The sequence below is a fragment of the Pseudoduganella sp. R-31 genome (assembly GCF_049913235.1).
Taxonomy (GTDB): domain Bacteria; phylum Pseudomonadota; class Gammaproteobacteria; order Burkholderiales; family Burkholderiaceae_D; genus Rugamonas.
The window spans coordinates 5,102,555-5,114,819 of the sequence record NZ_CP183986.1 but is presented as its reverse complement, the minus strand read 5'-3'; the positions used below and the strand labels follow the sequence as shown (position 1 = coordinate 5,114,819).

At 64.3% G+C, this 12,265-nt stretch carries 14 protein-coding genes; 11 read left to right on the top strand and 3 right to left on the bottom strand.

The genetic code is table 11. The features are described from left to right. The first annotated feature begins 5 nt into the window (after positions 1 to 5). The 4 genes from ACN9MY_RS23260 to ACN9MY_RS23245 are packed head-to-tail and all read left to right on the top strand — an operon-like array spanning position 6 to position 3,073. Positions 6 to 1,217, top strand: coding sequence for a helix-turn-helix domain-containing protein (locus ACN9MY_RS23260; RefSeq protein ID WP_426163134.1), 1,212 nt, complete (start codon positions 6 to 8; stop codon positions 1,215 to 1,217). A 48-nt stretch (positions 1,218 to 1,265) separates the two neighbouring features. Further along, positions 1,266 to 1,919: a glutaminyl-peptide cyclotransferase gene (locus ACN9MY_RS23255; RefSeq protein WP_426163132.1), complete on the top strand. Its 654-nt coding sequence runs from the start codon at positions 1,266 to 1,268 to the stop codon at positions 1,917 to 1,919. Between the two features lie 2 nt (positions 1,920 to 1,921). Further along, positions 1,922 to 2,653: a DUF899 domain-containing protein gene (locus ACN9MY_RS23250; RefSeq protein ID WP_426318757.1), complete on the top strand. Its 732-nt coding sequence runs from the start codon at positions 1,922 to 1,924 to the stop codon at positions 2,651 to 2,653. Positions 2,654 to 2,665: 12 nt separating this feature from the next. Continuing rightward, a complete protein-coding gene (locus ACN9MY_RS23245) occupies positions 2,666 to 3,073 on the top strand; it encodes a hypothetical protein (RefSeq protein ID WP_426318756.1) in 408 nt (135 codons plus the stop codon). Here ACN9MY_RS23245 and ACN9MY_RS23240 read toward each other — a convergent pair. Beyond that, complete coding sequence (locus ACN9MY_RS23240) at positions 3,063 to 4,037, bottom strand: NADPH:quinone oxidoreductase family protein (protein ID WP_426163126.1); 975 nt, start codon at positions 4,035 to 4,037, stop codon at positions 3,063 to 3,065. The two genes, ACN9MY_RS23245 and ACN9MY_RS23240, sit on opposite strands and share 11 nt — an antisense overlap. 116 nt (positions 4,038 to 4,153) lie before the next feature. Here ACN9MY_RS23240 and ACN9MY_RS23235 point away from each other — a divergent pair, with 116 nt between their 5' ends. The 7 genes from ACN9MY_RS23235 to rlmD all read left to right on the top strand — a co-directional run bounded on the left by ACN9MY_RS23235 (position 4,154) and on the right by rlmD (position 10,940). Next, complete coding sequence (locus ACN9MY_RS23235; RefSeq protein WP_426163124.1) at positions 4,154 to 4,759, top strand: toll/interleukin-1 receptor domain-containing protein; 606 nt, start codon at positions 4,154 to 4,156, stop codon at positions 4,757 to 4,759. A 21-nt stretch (positions 4,760 to 4,780) separates the two neighbouring features. Further along, entirely contained in the window at positions 4,781 to 5,833 is a 1,053-nt protein-coding gene (locus tag ACN9MY_RS23230; RefSeq protein WP_426163122.1) for a KGGVGR-motif variant AAA ATPase, read from the top strand. A gap of 54 nt (positions 5,834 to 5,887) precedes the next feature. Continuing rightward, positions 5,888 to 6,625 (top strand): 5'/3'-nucleotidase SurE, encoded by a 738-nt coding sequence (gene surE / locus ACN9MY_RS23225; protein ID WP_426318755.1) that lies wholly within the window; start codon positions 5,888 to 5,890, stop codon positions 6,623 to 6,625. Beyond that, positions 6,622 to 7,506 carry a protein-L-isoaspartate(D-aspartate) O-methyltransferase gene (locus ACN9MY_RS23220; RefSeq protein ID WP_426318754.1) on the top strand — a complete coding sequence of 295 codons (885 nt, stop codon included), beginning with the start codon at positions 6,622 to 6,624 and terminating at the stop codon, positions 7,504 to 7,506. The genes surE and ACN9MY_RS23220 overlap by 4 nt, the downstream gene beginning before the upstream one ends. A 16-nt stretch (positions 7,507 to 7,522) precedes the next feature. Further along, a complete protein-coding gene (locus ACN9MY_RS23215) occupies positions 7,523 to 8,419 on the top strand; it encodes a peptidoglycan DD-metalloendopeptidase family protein (protein ID WP_426318753.1) in 897 nt (298 codons plus the stop codon). A gap of 10 nt (positions 8,420 to 8,429) precedes the next feature. Further along, positions 8,430 to 9,443 carry an RNA polymerase sigma factor RpoS gene (rpoS, locus tag ACN9MY_RS23210; protein WP_426163114.1) on the top strand — a complete coding sequence of 338 codons (1,014 nt, stop codon included), beginning with the start codon at positions 8,430 to 8,432 and terminating at the stop codon, positions 9,441 to 9,443. A gap of 156 nt (positions 9,444 to 9,599) precedes the next feature. Continuing rightward, on the top strand, positions 9,600 to 10,940 hold the full coding sequence (gene rlmD / locus ACN9MY_RS23205; protein ID WP_426336195.1) for a 23S rRNA (uracil(1939)-C(5))-methyltransferase RlmD: 1,341 nt from the start codon (positions 9,600 to 9,602) through the stop codon (positions 10,938 to 10,940). Between the two features lie 3 nt (positions 10,941 to 10,943). Here rlmD and ACN9MY_RS23200 read toward each other — a convergent pair whose 3' ends face one another. Then, complete coding sequence (locus ACN9MY_RS23200; protein WP_426163110.1) at positions 10,944 to 11,276, bottom strand: hypothetical protein; 333 nt, start codon at positions 11,274 to 11,276, stop codon at positions 10,944 to 10,946. Between the two features lie 133 nt (positions 11,277 to 11,409). After that, the gene (locus ACN9MY_RS23195) at positions 11,410 to 12,093 is read right to left on the bottom strand and encodes a Bax inhibitor-1/YccA family protein (protein WP_426163108.1); all 684 of its coding nucleotides are present in this window, start codon (positions 12,091 to 12,093) and stop codon (positions 11,410 to 11,412) included. Between the last annotated feature and the right edge of the window lie 172 nt (positions 12,094 to 12,265).

Below are 12,265 nucleotides of genomic sequence, written 5' to 3'. Positions count from 1 at the left end.
GCGCGATGGATTCCCTGATTACCGCGTCGGCCCGTTCCCTTGCCAGCGGTGACGTGCTGGGCGCCCTGAAACATGTGGCACTGCGCGACGACCCACCGGCGCTGGCCCTGCGCGGCATCGCCATGGCGCGGCTGGGCGACTTTCCCAGGGCGCGCGAGTTGCTGCGGCGTGCCGCGCGTGGCTTTGGCTCGCATGAAGAACTGGCCCGCGCGCGCTGCCTTGTCGCGGAAGCGGAAGTGGCGATGGCCATGCGTGATTTTGCAGCCCCGCCGCGCGCGCTGGCGGCCGCGCTGGCGGTGCTGGAAGCGCACGGCGACTATGGCAATGCCTTGCAGGCGCGCTTGATCGCCGCCCGTAAATTCCTCCTGCTTGGACGCCTCGAAGCCGCTGCAACTGAACTGTCGCGCCTCGATATCCGTGCCCTGACGCCGTCTCTGGCGGCAGTTGCGCAACTGGCCGCGGCCGAACTGGCAATGCGAACGCTACGCCCGGCGCAGGCAAGGGCCGCGCTTGCGCACGCGCATGCGGCGGCCACCCGCTCGGGCGTGCCGGAGCTTCTGGCAGAGGTAGTGGAGGCCAGCGCTGCGCTGCATCGTCCCGCCGCGCGCCTGCACGGTGGCGGCGCGCTGTCGCTCGACGAAGTGGCAGCTCTGCTGGCATCGGGCACACTGGTACTGGATGCCTGCCGGCGAGGCCTGGGCTGCGGCGCGGCCTGGCGTTCCCTGGCCCGCAGGCCGGTATTGTTTGCGCTGGCCCGCATCCTGGCTGAGGCCTGGCCGGGCGATGCCGGGCGAGACCTGCTGATCGAACGGGCCTTCAACACGCGTCGCCCCGACGAAACCCACCGCGCGCGGTTGCGGGTGGAGATCGGCCGCCTTCGCGCGCTCCTCAAGGGACTGGCCGGCATCGAGGCAACGCCGCTCGGCTTTGCGATCCGGCCTGGTGATGGGCGCAGCCTGGCCATGCTGGAGCCGCCGATCGATGGCGAGCAGGCTGCGTTGCTGGCGCTCTTGTCCGAGGGCGCTGCCTGGTCGACTTCGGCCTTGGCCCTGGCGCTTGATGCCAGCCAGCGCACCGTCCAGCGCGCCCTGGCTGAACTGGAGGCGGAGGGACGGGTGCGCTCGATCGGCAGTGCCCGCACGCGGCGCTGGCTGTCGCCGCCGCTGGCCGGATTCACGACAATCTTGTTACTCCCTGCTGCACTGCCGTTGGAATAAAGTTCATTTGCGGCGCCAATCGAGGCGCGCCTCATAAGGAGCCAGGCAATGACACACAATTCAAGCAAGGTGCGCACGGCTGAAATCCTGCGCGAATACGGCCCGTTCGACGGCGTTACCAAAGTCGGCGGGGTTACTTACGACGGCCATCTGGTATGGGCGGCAACAGGCGCCCGCCTGATCGGCATTGATCCCGAGAGCGGCAAGCAGGCGCGCTCGCTGGAGGTGGCCGCCGATGCCGGCACGGCATTCGACGGCAAGTTCCTGTACCAGATCGCGGCAGAACGGATCAACAAGATCGACCCATCCAGCGGAGCGGTGGTGTCGTCTATTCCTGCGCCCGGCAAAGGCGCGGATTCCGGCCTGGCGTGGGCGGAAGGCAGCCTGTGGGTGGGGCAGTACCGCGAACGCAAGATCCATCAGGTCAATCCGGAGACCGGCGCCGTGCTGCGCACCATCGAATCGAACCGCTTCGTCACCGGCGTGACATGGGTGGACGGCGAGCTTTGGCATGGCACCTGGGAGGGCGACCAGAGCGACATCCGCCATGTCGATCCGCACAGCGGGGCCGTGCTGGAACGGCTGGAAATGCCGCCGGGCGTCTTCGTCAGCGGCCTGGAATCCGATGGCGCCGGCTTGTTCTATGCCGGCGGCGAGAATAGCGGCAAGGTGCGTGCAGTGCGCCGCCCACGAGGGGAGTAATCATGAACGCCATCGTCAATCAGGAGCAATGGGTAGCGCAGCGCAAGGCGTTGCTGGTGCGCGAAAAGGAGTTGATGCGCCAGCAGGACCAATTGGCCAGCGCCCGCCGCGCGCTGCCGTGGGTGCGCGTTGACAAGCAGTACGTGTTCGACACGCCGCAGGGCAAGCGTTCCTTGTCCGACCTGTTCGAAGGGCGCAGCCAGCTAGTGGTGCAGCATTTCATGTTTGCGCCCGGGCAGGAGCGCGGCTGCGCGCACTGCTCCTACATGGCCGACCATACGGATGGCGCGCTGGCGCACCTGGCGCAGCGCGACGTGAGCGTGGTGGCGGTATCGCGCGCACCGCTGGCCAGCCTGGAGCGCATGCGCAAGGAAATGGGCTGGCGGTTCAAATGGGTGTCGTCGGGTGACAGCGATTTCAATTACGACTTCCACGTCAGTTTCGCGCCGGAAGAAATGGCTGCAGGCGAAGTCTATTACAACTACACCGGCCAGGCTTTCCCGCACGAAGATGCGCCCGGCGTCAGCGTTTTCTACAAGGACGACGCGGGCACGGTCTACCACACTTATTCGACCTACGGCCGCGGGGTGGAAGTGATGATGCATACCTATCGCTTCCTCGATCTCACGCCGTTCGGGCGGCACGAGGATGATTTGCCGTACACGATGGCGTGGGTCAGGCATCATGACCGCTACGCGCAACCGGCGGCGTCATGCTGCGGCTCCCAGGCGTGATGCGGGGATGCCATGTCGATCTTCCGGCCCTGGCGGGCCGTGACGGCGATCGCCTGCGGCCATGCGGCGTCGATGGCGGTGGCGGCGGCGGTGGCATTCCGGCTGCCGCTGGACCGCCCGGCCCTGCAGTGGGGCGCAGGCGTGCTGCTGCTGGTTGCTTTGGCCTGCCGCATCGGCAAAGGCCACGCCTTGGCGGGCCAGGCGGGAATGGCGCTGTGGACTTTCATCACATCCACGGCGCACGGCGCAGGCTTCATCCTCGTGCCGGCGCTGATGACGATCTGCGGCAGCGGCAGTGGCGCCGCAGGGCCGTTGCTGCAAACGCTGGCGGCGATGGCGCTGCACCTGGCGGCGATGCTTGCCGCGAACGGCGCGATGCTTTATCTCGCCGTTCGCTTCGTGCAGTGGCTTAAGGCTTGACAATCACCTTGCCGGTGACCTTGCGTGCTGCCATCGCTTCGAGCGCGCGCGGCGTGTCGGCCAGGGCGTAGCGTGCCGAGATGTGCGGGCGGATCTTGCCTTCGGCCAGCCAGCCCAGGAGCTGCATCATGCCGGCCAGGTTGGCTTTCGGCTCGCGCTTGACGAACTCGCCCCAGAACACGCCCATTAGCGAAGCGCCCTTGAGCAGCGTCAGGTTCAGGGGCAGCTTCGGTATCTCGCCGTTGGCAAAGCCCACCACCAGGTAGCGGCCGCGCCAGCCGATCGAGCGGAAGGCCGGCTCGGCGTATTCACCGCCGACCGGGTCGTATATCACGTCCGGGCCCTTGCCGTCGGTAGCGGCCTTGATGGCTTCGCGCAGGTCGTTGCTGCTGTAGTTGACCAGGACGTCGGCGCCATGCTCCTTGCAGACGGCCAGCTTTTCCTCGCTGGAAGCGGCGGCAATCACCCGCGCGCCGAGCGCCTTGCCGATCTCGATGGCCGCCAGACCGACGCCGCCGGCGGCGCCCAGCACCAGCATGGTTTCGCCGGCCTTCAACCGGGCGCGGTCCACCACGGCGTGGTGCGAGGTGCCGTAGGTGAGGGTGATCGCGGCGGCGGTGTCGAAATCCATCCCCGGCGGCATCGGCATCAGCGAAGCGGCGGGCACCAGCAGTTGTTCGGCAAAGCCGCCATGCGCGGAGAAGGCAATCGCCTTGTCGCCCGGCTTGAAGCCCTGCACCCCTTCGCCCACCGACAGCACCACGCCCGAGACTTCATTCCCCGGCGTGAAGGGCAGGGCAGGCTTGTATTGGTACTTGCCCTGGATGATCAGTACATCCGGAAAGTTGACTGCTGCCGCCTTTACCTGCAACACCACCTGGCCGGGGCCAGGCTGCGGGTCGGGCACATCTTCCAGCACCAGCGTGTCGGGCAGGCCCCACTCCTTGCAAACGATAGCCTTCATATGGTCTCCATCATTTTTGGAACGATCGTGCGATTATGCCCGAGAACACTTTGCGCCGGCACAAAGTTTATCGCGCGGGAGGGGAATACATTTGGCAGGCAGGGGAGGCGATTGCCATGAGTATCCGGTACGGCTGCTTTTTCAGTTACGCGCATGGCCAGCACGCATATATGAGCCACTTCAAGGACGACCTGGTCGATGCCCTGAAGTGCTATCTTGAGCCCCACTTCGACAACGAGACCGAGCTGTTTGTCGATAGCGAGCAACTGGGTGGCGGGGACGATATCGACCGCCGGCTTGCGCTGGCCATGTGCCAGAGCGCCACCATGATCGTGATCTACACGCCCAAGTACGAAGCCCACCCATATACCCGGCGCGAATTCGCCGCCATGCAGATGATCGAGGCCGAGCGCAGCGGCTGGTACGAGCTGCCAAGCCACCTGATCATCCCCGTCATCATGACCCGCCATCCGCTGAACCTGCCGCGCCAGATCAGCGAGCCTGGCATGTATGTCGATTTTTCGCGCTATACGCTGGCAACCGGGGATCTGAAGACCAATCCCGATTTCCTGCCCGATATCCGGCGCATCGTCGAGCGCATCACGATGCACTACCACTGCCTGAAGGCGAGCATTCCGCCCGACCACGACTGCAGGCAGTTCGTGCTGCCGCCGGTGCCGCCGGAATGGCGCCCGCCGGCCCCGCCTCACTTTCCTCGCTAGAAAAACCTCTGAAAGAGCGCCATGGAACACCTACGCCTGCACCTGCCAGAGCTGCCCGCAGCCGGCGAAGTCACCACTTTCTATTCCTACAAGGGCGGCGTAGGCCGTACCATGGCGCTGGCCAATCTTGGGCACATCCTGGCAAGCCGCCGCACGGCGCCGGTGTTGCTGGTCGACTGGGACCTGGAGGCTCCGGGGCTGCATTACTACTTTCCCGGCGCGGCGGAGGCGCCGGGAGTGCTGGACCTGTTCGAAGAATGCCGCGAGCAGCTCCAGGAGCGCGCCGGCCGCTACGCCAGCGAGCAGGCGCTGGCCGAGGCGGTGTTCGACGCGGTACGCTGGGAGCAGTACCTGATCAGGGCATGCGATGACCGGCCGCTCTGGCTGCTGCGCGCTGGGCGGTGCGATGGCAGCCATGCGGAACGCGCGGCGATGCTGGACTGGCAAAGCTTGTTCGACGCTTGCCCCGCGCTGTTCCGCACCTTTGCCGCGCGGTTGGCGCGCCATTTCGGCCATGTGCTGGTCGATGCGCGCAGCGGTCGCGCCGACTGCGCCGCCATCTGCACAACCTTGCTGCCGACACGGCTGGTGCTGGTGTTCGCGCCGAACCGGCAAAACCTGGACGGCCTGCGGGACCTGGTGGCGCGCGCCACCGGCTATCGCAGTTGCCATGAGGACGAACAGCGCCAGTTGCTGGTCTACCCGCTGCCATCGCGCATCGATACCTCGGACGAGGCGCAATGCAGGTTCTGGCGCCGCGGCGAGGATGGGGAGGGCGGCTACCAGCCCCTGTTCGAAGGCATGCTGGGCCAGGCCTACGGTTTGCCCTGGCTGTCGCTGGAAGAGTACTTCGATGCGGTGCAATTGCCGCACTGCGCCAGCCTGGCCAGTGGCGAACCGCTGCCGGCGCTGGCGCTGCAGCAAGGCTATTATGCATTTATGCAATGGTTTGGCGATGGGCTCTGCCCCTGGCAGCGCCTGCCCGCTGCCGGGCCGGCCACCCTGAACAACCACCATGCCTTGCCGCTCGAGCAAGAGCGCGCAGGGTACTGGCCGATGCCGGCGGCAATGTAAATTTGTCGCCGCCGGCGCGCTGCGCCAGTCGTTGCTTCAGGTAAAATTCCCTGTATGAGAATCCTTATCAGTAACGACGACGGCTACCTGGCGCCTGGCATCAATGCGCTGGCGGAAGCCCTGCAGCCAATTGCCGATATCGTGGTTGTGGCGCCCGACAGCAACCGTTCCGGCGCTTCCAATTCCCTCACGCTGGACCGTCCTTTGTCGGTTCAGCAGGCGGCCAATGGTTTCTATTTTGTCAATGGAACGCCGACCGATTGCGTGCACGTGGCGCTGACCGGCCTGCTGGACCACGTGCCGGACCTGGTGGTGTCGGGCATTAACAACGGCCCGAACATGGGCGATGACACGCTGTACTCGGGCACGGTGGCCGCCGCCACCGAGGGCTACCTGTTCGGCGTGCCGGCGATGGCTTTTTCGCAGGGTTCCTACGGTTGGGCGAATGTCGATGCCGCGGCGCGCGTGGCGCGCGACCTGGTGCAGCGCTACCTGGGACTGCTGGAGCGGCCCTACCTGCTGAACGTGAACATCCCGAACCTGCCGTATGAGCAGCTGGGTCCACTGACCCCGACCCGCCTCGGCCGCCGCCACCAGGCCGAACCCGTGGTCAAGGCGCTTGACCCGCGCGGCCGGGAGATCTACTGGATTGGCCCGCCCGGCGCCTGCAAGGATGCCGGCGAGGGCACCGACTTCCATGCCGTCGCCAATGGCCGCGTTTCGCTGACGCCATTGCAGATCGACCTGACCCATCGCCAACAACTCGCTACCCTGGCAAAGGCCATCGAATGAGCGAAAAGACCCGCACTTTCCCGCTGCCCCTGTCTTCTGTTACCGACAAGAGCCCGGCGAAAAAGCCGGTCTACAGCTCCGTGGCCACGCCCCAAACCGCCACCCAGAATGCCGCCCGCACTGCCGCAGCCAGCCCGGGCGGCTGGCGCCCGCCGCAACCGGTGGCATCGCCCTCGCGCGCCCATTCCTATGCCCAGGAACGCGCCCAGGTGCAGCTTGGCCCCGTGGCGGCGCCGCGCCAGAATGCCCTGGTATCGGACGGCGTGCGTCGCGCCATGGTGCAGCGGGTGGCGAAGCAGGGCGTGAGCGACCCGGTAGTGCTGGGCGCGCTCGACACCGTGCCGCGCCATATGTTCATGGACGAGGGCCTGGCGCCGCAAGCCTATATCGACGCTTCTCTGCCGATCGGCCACCACCAGACCATTTCCCAGCCTTATATCGTGGCGCGCATGATCGAGGTGATGCGCGCCGGGCAGGATCTGCACCGCGTGCTGGAAATCGGCACCGGCTGCGGCTACCAGGCGGCGGTGCTGGCCTGCGTGGCGAAAGAGGTGTTTTCGATCGAACGCATCAAGCCCCTGCATGAACTGGCCAAGGCCAACTTGCGGCCCCTGCGGGTGCCGAACCTGCGTTTGCACTACGGAGATGGTATGCTAGGCTTGCCGCAGGCGGCGCCTTTCGATGGCATCATCCTTGCCGCCGCTGGCCTGGAAGTGCCGCAGGCCTTGCTGGATCAACTGAATATCGGCGGCCGCCTGGTCGCCCCGGTCGGGGCTCGCACCCAGCATCTCGAACTGGTGACCCGTGTCAGCAAGAACGAATGGGTGCGCCAGACGCTGGAAGACTGCCATTTTGTGCCGCTGCGCCCTGGCACCGTTTAACACACAGATCAATAGAATGACGAAGAACTATTCCCTTTTCCTGATGGCGGCCTCGCTGGCCGTGCTGACCGCATGTTCGACCGTGCCGACCCAGGCCCCGGTCGAAGATCGTTCGACACCGCACCCCACCACAGCGCCGAAAGTGGCCCCGGTGGAGGAGCCGAAAGACAAGGAAGGCTACTATACCGTCCACAAGGGCGACACCCTGATCCGCATCGCCTTCGACCGCGGCCTGAATTATCGCGACCTGGCGGCCTGGAACAACTTGTCGAACCCGGACGACATCAAGGTCGACCAGGTGTTGCGCCTGACCCAACCCGAAGGCGTGCAGGTAGCGGCCGTGCCGACCCCGCCGCAGATCGAGAAGACCCCGCCGCCGCCGCGCAAGTCGACGCCAAAGGGGGAGAAACGTCCGTATTCCGATGCCGCGGTGGCGGATTTGCAGAAATCCGACGAACGCGCCGACAAGCCGGCCATGGTGGCCAGCCTGGCCCCAACCCCGGCGCCGGCCGTGCCGCCGGCAGCTGCGGTCAGCGCGGAAGACCGCGACCTGTCGTGGACCTGGCCTTCCGATGGCCGCGTGGTGGCACAGTTCGACGAGGGCAGGAACAAGGGCATCGACATCGCAGGGCGCGCCGGACAACAAGTGTTGGCTGCTGAACGAGGAAAAGTGATGTATGCCGGTAGCGGCATCCGCGGATATGGTAATCTCGTCATTGTGAAGCACAGTAACAGCCTGTTGTCGGCCTATGCCCACAACCGCTCCATCCTGGTCAAGGAGGGGCAGGAAGTGCGCAGGGGCCAGGCAATTGCTGAAATGGGGGACTCCGATACCGACACGGTCAAGCTGCACTTTGAGATAAGGCAGCAGGGCAAGCCGGTGGATCCATCGAAATTCCTGCCTAACCGCTAGATAAGCACCCATGACACGCTCGCCGAATGACCAACTGGAAGACGACTCGATTCCTGAGGAATTCCCGGACGAGCCGATCGATGAAGTAGCCATCGATTCCATGGAACCGGACGGCGAGGTTGCGGTTGAAGGCGCCAGCGCCGTCCTTGAAACGGTCGACGAACTGAAAAAGGTGCTGGCGGCGGAGCTCTCCACCGACACTACCCAGCACTACCTGAACCAGATCGGCACCCGTCCCCTGCTGACGGCGCCGCAGGAGGTGCATTTCGCCACGCTGGCCAAGCAGGGCGATTTCGCCGCCCGCCAGACCATGATCGAGCATAACCTGCGGCTGGTGGTGTCGATCGCCAAGCATTACATCAATCGCGGCGTGGTGCTGCTCGACATGATCGAAGAGGGCAACATCGGCCTGATGCGCGCCATCGACAAGTTCGAGCCGGAGCGCGGCTTCCGCTTCTCTACCTATGCCACCTGGTGGATTCGCCAGAGCATCGAGCGCGCCATCATGAACCAGGCGCGCACGGTGCGCCTGCCGGTGCACATGGTGCGTGAACTGAACCAGATCCTGCGCGGCAAGTACCACCTGGAGGCGCAGCACCATAATGGCAAGGATGCCACGGCGGAGGATATCGCCGACCTGGTGGGGCGGCCGGTGGAAGAGGTGCAGGATATCCTGGCCTTGTCCGAGCATGCCACCTCGCTCGATGCGCCGCTGGATAACGACCCCCAGTCGTCGCTGATGGACATGCTGCCGGGCGATTCCGAGGATTCGCCCGACGCGCGCGCCGAACACCATGAGATGACGGTGCTGGTGCGCGACTGGCTGACCAAGCTGCCGGACAAGCAGCGCATTGTCATCATGCGCCGCTTCGGGCTCGATAACGACGATCCGGCGACGCTGGAAACCCTGGCCGAGGAAATGGGCGTGACGCGCGAGCGGGTGCGCCAGATCCAGCAGGAAGCGCTGGTCAAGCTGAAGCGGGCGATGGCGGCGCGCGGCGTGGTACGCGATTCGCTTCTCTGAAACCGGAAGTGCGGTGTCTGACCCGCAGGGTCAGACACCTGGCCTGCAGTTGCTGTGGATTGGTGTCAGACCCCGCGGGTCTGACACCGGGGTACCGGTTTTTGGTATCATAGCGGGCTTTGGGCGCGCAACGCGCCGGCTGCAACCTTAATCGCTATGCAAGACAACATCGTCGAAATCAAATCCCTGGACATGGATGCCCGTGGCGTTGGCCACATCGAGAACGAAGACGGCTCGCCGGGCAAGGTGGTCTTCATCGAAGGCGCGCTGCCGGGCGAAAAAGTCAGCTTCGAGCTGCTGCGCAAGAAGAAGAACTGGGAGCAGGGGCGCATGACCGCGCTGCACAAGGAATCGTCGATGCGCGTCAAGCCGAAGTGCGAGCACTTCGACATTTGCGGCGGCTGCTCCATGCAGCACCTGGAAGCGTCGGCCCAGGTGGCGATCAAGCAGCGCGTGCTGGAAGATAACCTGTGGCACCTGTCCAAGGTCAAGTCCGACACCATGATGCGCCCGATGTATGGACCGACCTGGAGCTACCGCTATCGTGCGCGCCTGTCCTCGCGCTACGTGGCCAAGAAGGGCACGGTACTGGTCGGCTTCCACGAAAAGAAATCGGTCTTTGTAGCCGATATCCAGAGCTGCCAGATCCTGCCGAAGCACGTGTCGGACATGATGATGCCGCTGCGCGCCCTGATCCACTCGCTGACCATCTTCGACAAGGTGCCGCAGATCGAACTGGCCGTCGGCGAAGACAATACCGTGCTGGTGATGCGCAATATGGTACCGCTGGGCGAAGGCGACGAGGACAAGCTGAAGGCCTTCGCCGACGAATACAAGATCCAGTGGTGGCTGCAACCTAAAGGCCCGGACACGGCATACCCGTTCTACCCGGCCGGCAAGGAGCTGTATTACACGCTGCCGGAATTCGGCGTCAAGATGCCGTTCAAGCCGACCGATTTCACCCAGGTGAACCACCACATCAACCGCGTGCTGGTGCACAAGGCGCTGCGCCTGCTGGACGTGCAAAAGGAAGAGCGCGTGGCCGACCTGTTCTGCGGCCTGGGTAACTTCACGCTGCCGCTGGCGACCCAGGCGCGCGAAGTGGTGGGTATCGAAGGCTCCACCGCGCTCACTGAGCGCGCGCTGTCGAACGCCAAGGTGAACGGCGTTGACGGCCACACCACTTTCCAGTGCCGTAACCTGTTCGAGATCACCAAGGATGACCTGATCGCCCTCGGCAAGTTCGACCGCATGCTGATCGACCCGCCGCGCGACGGCGCCATGGCCTTGTCGCTGGCGCTGGCCGAGCTGAGGGAGTCGAATCCGGACATGCTGCCGAAGCGTATCGTCTACGTGTCGTGCTCGCCATCGACCCTGGCGCGCGATGCCGGCGTGCTGGTGCACCGCGCCGGCTATCGCATGTCGCAAGCTGGCGTGATGAACATGTTCCCGCACACCTCGCACGTGGAGTCGATGGCGGTGTTCGACCTCGTGTAAGGCCTAAGCCAGCCGGGAAAGGATGGTCGCCATGCCGCTTGCCAGGCCGACCATCCCGAGCAGTATGGCGACCAGGAGTCCGATGATCCAGCGCTGCCCTTGCTCCAGCGCGACAATGCGCGCGGTCAGCCGCTGCTCCAGTTCCGCCAGGCGCCCATCCACATAGGCATGCATGCGCGTTTCCGACTCGGCGACAGCACTGGCGATCTCAGCCCGCAGCTCTATCGCGAACTTGTCCAGGCGTTCACTCAGAAGCTTGATTTCGCAGGCGAGGTCAGGCACTCTCTCCTCCAGTTTGCGAATACGTTCTTCGTGGTCAGGGGAATCCGCTTCCATGATAGGCTCCCACGGGTGGCGATGCGATAAGTGTTTGCCAATCGTGTGGGGTACGGATTGAGTTGGCGCAAAGGTGTGGGTCAAACGAAAAAAAGCCGGCGGATGCCGGCTTTTTCATTGGACAGCTTGTCGCTTATTCGCGGTCGCCGGCCAGGCCCAGCAGGTTCAGCAGGCTGGTGAAGATGTTGTACACGTCCAGGTACAGGGCCAGGGTGGCGGAGATGTAGTTGGTCTCGCCGCCGTTGACGATGCGCTGCACGTCGAACAGGATATACGCCGAGAACACGGCAATCACCAGCACCGAGATCACGATCGACAGCGCGCTCATGCCCAGGAAGATGTTGGCGATCGAAGCCAGCATCAGCACGATCACGCCGGCGAACAGCCATTTGCCCATCATCGAGAAATCGCGCTTGGTCACGGTGGCATAGCTGGCCAGTGCGGCGAAAATCGATGCCGTGCCGCCGAATGCGGTCATGATCAAGGTGGCGCCGTTGGAGTAACCCAGGGTGCGGCTGAGCAGCGGCGTCAGCATCAGGCCCATGAAGAAGGTGAAGCCCAGCAGCAGGGCGACGCCGATGCCGGAGTCCTTGTTCTTTTCAATGGCCCAGAAGAAGCCGAAAGCGATACCCAGGAACAAGATTGCGCCGATGAAGCCGCGCGGGAAGGGCATGCCGAAAGTCACGCCAACGAATGCGCCCAGCACGGTCGGGATCATCGACAGGGCCAGCAGCCAGTAGGTATTGCGCAGCACGCGGTTGCGGATCAGCGCGTTGTCGGTGGCGACGGCGCTGCCAAAATGATGTACGTTTTGCATATTTAAATGCCTCCTTTACCAAAAAGCATAGCATGCCGCTGACCGGATGGGGACTTTCTGGCTTAGGAAATACTTAAAAACGCTTAGGGGAAGCCCTTATATGCGCCCGAGGAGTGTTTCCTTGGGCATAGAGAGTGAACTATGTTAAAATCTAGGGTTGATCGAGAATCTA

Excerpts from the sequence above, each read along its gene's own strand:
- ACN9MY_RS23260 (WP_426163134.1), top strand. The coding sequence starts at position 6 with ATGGATTCCCTGATTACCGCGTCGGCCCGTTCCCTTGCCAGCGGTGAC.
- ACN9MY_RS23255 (WP_426163132.1), top strand. The coding sequence starts at position 1,266 with ATGACACACAATTCAAGCAAGGTGCGCACGGCTGAAATCCTGCGCGAA.
- ACN9MY_RS23250 (WP_426318757.1), top strand. The coding sequence starts at position 1,922 with ATGAACGCCATCGTCAATCAGGAGCAATGGGTAGCGCAGCGCAAGGCG.
- ACN9MY_RS23245 (WP_426318756.1), top strand. The coding sequence starts at position 2,666 with ATGTCGATCTTCCGGCCCTGGCGGGCCGTGACGGCGATCGCCTGCGGC.
- ACN9MY_RS23240 (WP_426163126.1), bottom strand. The coding sequence starts at position 4,037 with ATGAAGGCTATCGTTTGCAAGGAGTGGGGCCTGCCCGACACGCTGGTG.
- ACN9MY_RS23235 (WP_426163124.1), top strand. The coding sequence starts at position 4,154 with ATGAGTATCCGGTACGGCTGCTTTTTCAGTTACGCGCATGGCCAGCAC.
- ACN9MY_RS23230 (WP_426163122.1), top strand. The coding sequence starts at position 4,781 with ATGGAACACCTACGCCTGCACCTGCCAGAGCTGCCCGCAGCCGGCGAA.
- surE (WP_426318755.1), top strand. The coding sequence starts at position 5,888 with ATGAGAATCCTTATCAGTAACGACGACGGCTACCTGGCGCCTGGCATC.
- ACN9MY_RS23220 (WP_426318754.1), top strand. The coding sequence starts at position 6,622 with ATGAGCGAAAAGACCCGCACTTTCCCGCTGCCCCTGTCTTCTGTTACC.
- ACN9MY_RS23215 (WP_426318753.1), top strand. The coding sequence starts at position 7,523 with ATGACGAAGAACTATTCCCTTTTCCTGATGGCGGCCTCGCTGGCCGTG.
- rpoS (WP_426163114.1), top strand. The coding sequence starts at position 8,430 with ATGACACGCTCGCCGAATGACCAACTGGAAGACGACTCGATTCCTGAG.
- rlmD (WP_426336195.1), top strand. The coding sequence starts at position 9,600 with ATGCAAGACAACATCGTCGAAATCAAATCCCTGGACATGGATGCCCGT.
- ACN9MY_RS23200 (WP_426163110.1), bottom strand. The coding sequence starts at position 11,276 with ATGGAAGCGGATTCCCCTGACCACGAAGAACGTATTCGCAAACTGGAG.
- ACN9MY_RS23195 (WP_426163108.1), bottom strand. The coding sequence starts at position 12,093 with ATGCAAAACGTACATCATTTTGGCAGCGCCGTCGCCACCGACAACGCG.